Source organism: Roseicyclus sp., assembly GCF_052168335.1.
GTDB lineage: Bacteria > Pseudomonadota > Alphaproteobacteria > Rhodobacterales > Rhodobacteraceae > Roseibacterium.
In genome coordinates this window covers 1-4,434 of the sequence record NZ_JBQLZP010000063.1, presented here as the reverse complement: position 1 = coordinate 4,434, position 4,434 = coordinate 1, and the positions used below count along the sequence as shown (strand labels likewise).

General features: G+C 70.3%; 7 protein-coding genes. 6 read left to right on the top strand and 1 reads right to left on the bottom strand.

Annotated elements, in window-relative coordinates; genetic code table 11:
• Positions 1-1,072 (top strand): LysR substrate-binding domain-containing protein (locus ACTS11_RS02090; protein WP_442638695.1); only part of this gene is annotated, 1,072 nt, incomplete at its 5' end.
• Here ACTS11_RS02090 and ACTS11_RS02085 read toward each other — a convergent pair.
• Positions 1,069-1,395 carry a hypothetical protein gene (locus tag ACTS11_RS02085; RefSeq protein WP_442638694.1) on the bottom strand — a complete coding sequence of 109 codons (327 nt, stop codon included), beginning with the start codon at positions 1,393-1,395 and terminating at the stop codon, positions 1,069-1,071. The two genes, ACTS11_RS02090 and ACTS11_RS02085, sit on opposite strands and share 4 nt — an antisense overlap.
• A gap of 158 nt (positions 1,396-1,553) precedes the next feature.
• Between ACTS11_RS02085 and ACTS11_RS02080 the strand changes: the two genes are divergently transcribed.
• The 5 genes from ACTS11_RS02080 to ACTS11_RS02060 all read left to right on the top strand — a co-directional run.
• The gene (locus ACTS11_RS02080) at positions 1,554-1,988 is read left to right on the top strand and encodes a CBS domain-containing protein (RefSeq protein ID WP_442638693.1); all 435 of its coding nucleotides are present in this window, start codon (positions 1,554-1,556) and stop codon (positions 1,986-1,988) included.
• Between the two features lie 114 nt (positions 1,989-2,102).
• The gene (gene coaD, locus ACTS11_RS02075) at positions 2,103-2,597 is read left to right on the top strand and encodes a pantetheine-phosphate adenylyltransferase (protein WP_442638692.1); all 495 of its coding nucleotides are present in this window, start codon (positions 2,103-2,105) and stop codon (positions 2,595-2,597) included.
• Positions 2,598-2,661: 64 nt separating this feature from the next.
• A complete protein-coding gene (locus ACTS11_RS02070; RefSeq protein WP_442638691.1) occupies positions 2,662-3,162 on the top strand; it encodes a peptidylprolyl isomerase in 501 nt (166 codons plus the stop codon).
• Complete coding sequence (locus ACTS11_RS02065; protein ID WP_442638690.1) at positions 3,155-3,745, top strand: peptidylprolyl isomerase; 591 nt, start codon at positions 3,155-3,157, stop codon at positions 3,743-3,745. Before ACTS11_RS02070 ends, ACTS11_RS02065 begins: the two co-directional genes overlap by 8 nt.
• Before the next feature lie 204 nt (positions 3,746-3,949).
• Positions 3,950-4,434, top strand: a 485-nt coding sequence (locus tag ACTS11_RS02060; protein WP_442638689.1) for a DUF3179 domain-containing (seleno)protein, incomplete at its 3' end; no start/stop codon positions are given.

Sequence of the window (4,434 nt, the reverse complement as noted above, 5' to 3'; positions counted from 1 at the left end):
CGCCTCGTTGGTGCTGTGGGGGCCGCCGGGCTGCGGCAAGACCACCATCGCCCGCCTGCTGGCCGATGCCACCGATCTGGAGTTCGAGCCGCTCTCCGCGGTCTTCTCCGGCGTCGCCGACCTGCGCAAGGTCTTCGAGCGGGCGCGCCAGCGCCGCCTGGCCGGGCGCGGCACGCTGCTTTTCGTCGACGAGATCCACCGCTTCAACCGCGCCCAGCAGGACGGCTTCCTGCCCTACGTCGAGGACGGCACGGTGATCCTGGTCGGCGCCACCACCGAGAACCCTTCCTTCGAGCTGAACCCCGCGTTGCTGTCGCGCTGCCAGGTCATGGTGCTGAAGCGCCTGGACGAGCCGGCCCTGCGCGAGCTGCTGGCCCGCGCCGAGGCGGCGGAGGCCGCGCTCCGCGACGGGCGCGAGGCGGCGGGCGGCGGGGCGGGCGGGCTGACCGGGGCCATCCGCATCGGCGCGCCCGACGGTTGCGCCAACTACCTCCTGCCGCAGGTCTGTGCCCGCATCGGGGCGGAGCATCCGGACCTCGACATCCAGATCCTCGCGCTGCCCCGCGTCGTGAACCTCTCGCGGCGCGAGGCGGACCTCGCCATCGCGGTCTCGCCGCCCAAGACCGACCGGCTCCGCGCCGAGAAGCTTTCGGACTACCGCCTCTCGCTCGCCGCGACGGAGGCCTGCCTCGCGCGCGAGGGGACGCCCGCCTCCGCCGCCGATCTCGTCGGGGCGCGGATGATCGGCTACATCCCCGACATGATCTTCGACGCCGAGCTCGACTATCTCGCGGGGCTCGGCGTCGTGCGCGTGCCGCTCGCCTCGAACGCGGTCTCGGTGCAGCTGAACTTCGCGCGGGCGGGTGCGGGCCTCGCCATCGTGCACGACTTCGCGCTGCCTTTCGCGCCGGAGCTGGTGCGCGTGCTGCCCGATGTCGTGTCGCTCCGCCGGACCTTCTGGCTGGTCAGCCACGCAGGCCCCCGCGACGCGCGGCTCGACCGTTTCGCGACGCTGCTGCGCGACGGGGTCCGGGCCGAACTGCTCCGGCTCGAGGCGATCGCGGCGGCCTAGTCGCGCGTGCCGCGGGCGGGGGCGTCGATGTCCTCGAGGCTGACGCCATAGGCCTTGCAGAAGGCCCAGAAGGCCGGCGCCTCGATCAGCAGCATGCTCAGGATCGAGAAGCTCCACCACCGGAGCGGGATGGGCCCGATGTCGAAGGCGACGCCGCGCCCGAAGAAGAGGAGCGCCGCCGCCCCGAGCGCGATGGCCGTCACGACGGCGTCGGCCTTCATCATCCGCCGCGCGGTGAGCGGACGCAGCCGCGGGTAGACGAACGCATAGGCGATGGCGATGAGCGAGGCGTTGATCGCGAGGATGGCGAGAAAAGGGGACATCGGCACTCCGGCAACTGCAACCGCCCGATTCAGTCTACGGCGGCGCGGGTTGGCGGAAAAGGCCTTCAACCTGCCGTTGTGCTTGACAGGGGCGCTTTCCCCGGCGGACGCTGGACCCGAGGAGAGACCGCAGACGTTACGGCAAGGGAGGGCCAGACATGCTCGTGCAACAGATCCTCAAGTCCAAGTCCGACGACGGCATCGTGACCGTGGCGCCCGGAACCAGCGTCGCCGAGGCGGCGCGACTGCTGGCGGCGCGGCGCATCGGGGCGGTCGTCGTCTCGCGCGATGGCAAGACGGCCGAGGGCATCCTGTCCGAACGCGACATCGTCCGCGAACTCGGCCAGGCCGGGGCGGGGTGCCTGTCGGTCCCGGTCGAGGCGATCATGACCGCCGAGATCGTCGGCTGCCGCCTGTCGGACAGTTCCGACAGCGTCCTGGCCGCGATGACCGAAGGCCGCTTCCGCCACATGCCGGTGGTCGAGGCGGGCGAGATGGTCGGCCTCATCTCCATCGGCGACGTGGTCAAGGCGCAGCTCGCCACCCTCGAGATGGAGAAGGACGCCCTCGAGAGCATGATCAAGGGCTTCTGACGCGCGGCGGGCGGCCGTCGCCCCGGGGGTTGCAAACCGCGCGGCGCGGTGATTGGCTCGCGCCGCGAAAGGCGGGCGCGTGCAGCCCGTGCGGCAGGGACAGGTCACAGGTCAATGCGGACAGGGCTTTATCCGGGGACGTTCGATCCCATCACCTTCGGGCACATCGACATCATCAAGCGCGCCTGCCAGCTGGTGGACCGGCTGGTGATCGGCGTCGCGATCAACCGCGACAAGGGCCCGCTCTTCACGCTGGAGGAGCGCGTGGCGATGGTCGAGGCCGAGACCGCGCACCTGACCGCCATGACCGGCACCGAGATCGTGGTGCATCCCTTCGAGAACCTCCTGATCGACTGCGCCCGCGACGTGGGCGCGGGGATCATCATCCGGGGGCTCCGGGCCGTGGCCGACTTCGAGTACGAGTTCCAGATGGTCGGCATGAACCGCAAGCTCGACGCCGACATCGTGACGGTCTTCCTCATGGCCGAAGCCGACCGGCAGGCCATCGCCTCCAAGCTCGTGAAGGAGATCGCGCGGCTGAAGGGCGACGTGTCGCATTTCGTGCCGAAAGCGGTCGTTGCAGCCCTGCGGGAGAAATACGCCGGTTGAGCCCGGACGAGATGGACAATTCGCCGGCATAGGCCGGCAGGCAGAGACAGGAGAGGCGAGAGACATGGCCGAGATCAAGGACCCCGAGAACACCATCCTCATCGAGCTGAAGGACGGCACCGTCGTCATCGAGCTCCTGCCCGACGTGGCGCCGCAGCACAGCCAGCGCATGAAGGACCTCGCGCGCGAAGGCGCCTATGACGGCGTCATCTTCCACCGCGTGATCGAGGGCTTCATGGCCCAGACCGGCGACGTGGAGCACGGGAAGGAGGGCGGCAACATCCGCCGCGCGGGAACCGGCGGCTCCGACAAGCCCGACCTGCCGGCCGAATTCTCGCGCCTGCCGCACGACCGGGGCACGCTGGGCGCGGCGCGGTCGCAGAACCCGAACTCGGCCAACAGCCAGTTCTTCATCAACTTCAAGGACAACCATTTCCTGAACGGGCAGTACACGGTCTACGGCCGCGTGATCTCGGGGATGGAGCATGTCGACAAGATCACGCGGGGCGAGCCGCCGGCGAACCCCGACAGGATGATCTCGGTGAAGGTCGCGGCCGATGCGTAGTCTCGCGCTCCTCCTCTGCCTCGCGGGGACGCCCGCGCTCGCCACCGGGCTCGAGATCGACGTGACGGGCGACGCGCAGGGCACCATCGTGATCGACCTCTTCGAGGACGTGGCGCCGCAGCACGTCGAGCGGATCACCACCCTCGCCGCCGAGGGCGCCTATGACGGCGTGGTGTTCCACCGCGTCATCGACGGCTTCATGGCGCAGACGGGCGACGTGGAGTTCGGCCGCCTCGGCCAGGACATGCGCTATGCGGGGCGCGGCGGCTCGGCCTATCCCGACCTGCCGCAGGAATTCTCGGACATTCCCTACGAGCGCGGGATCGTCGGCATGGCCCGCGCGCAGGACCCCAACAGCGCGAATTCGCAGTTCTTCATCATGTTCGACGCGGCTCCGCCGCTGAACGGCCAGTACACGGTCGTGGGCGAGGTCGTCGCGGGCATGGAGGTGGTCGACGCCATCAAGCGCGGGCGCGGCCGGAACGGCGCGGTGATCGGCGAGCCCGACCGGATGGTCGCGCTCCGCGTGCTGGAGGAGGACCCGGCGCCGCCGGAGGAGCCCGCCGAGGGCGACGGCGGCTGACGCGGGCCTGATGCGGGCCTGACGCCGACCTGACGGATTGGAACATTCGCGTGAGCGGGGGGCCTCGGCCCCCCGTTTCCGTGTCATGATGTGGCCGTCGCGTTCATTCCACGAGGCCGTCATGTTCACCCGCGCCGCCGCACTTCTCCTCGGCCTCGCGCTCGCGCTGCCCGCCGCCGCGCAGCGCGCCCCGGACCGCGCGCAATGGCCGAACACCGATTTCGATCGGGCGACGGTCGATCTCTCCGAGATCATCTGGGCGGGGTCGGGCGCGACGGCATTCCCGCGATCGACGATCCCGAATTCCTGCCGGCGGCGGAGGAGGACAGGCTGTCGCCGCGCGAGCCGGTCATGACGCTCGCCCCCGAGGGCGAGCCCGCGCGGGCCTATCCGCTGCGCTACCTCACCTGGCACGAGATCGTGAACGATGTCGTGGCCGGCCGGCCCGTCGCCGTGACCTTCTGCCCGCTCTGCAACACCGCGCTGGTCTTCGACCGGCGCGTGGACGGCGAGGTGCTGAGCTTCGGCGTCTCGGGGAACCTCCGGCACTCGGACATGATCATGTTCGACCGCGAGACCGAGAGCTGGTGGCAGCAGGCGGTGGGCGAGGGGATCGTGGGCGAACATGCGGGCGCGCGGCTCGAGCCGGTCGTCTCCTGGGTGGAGAGCTGGGAGAGCTTCCGCGCTGC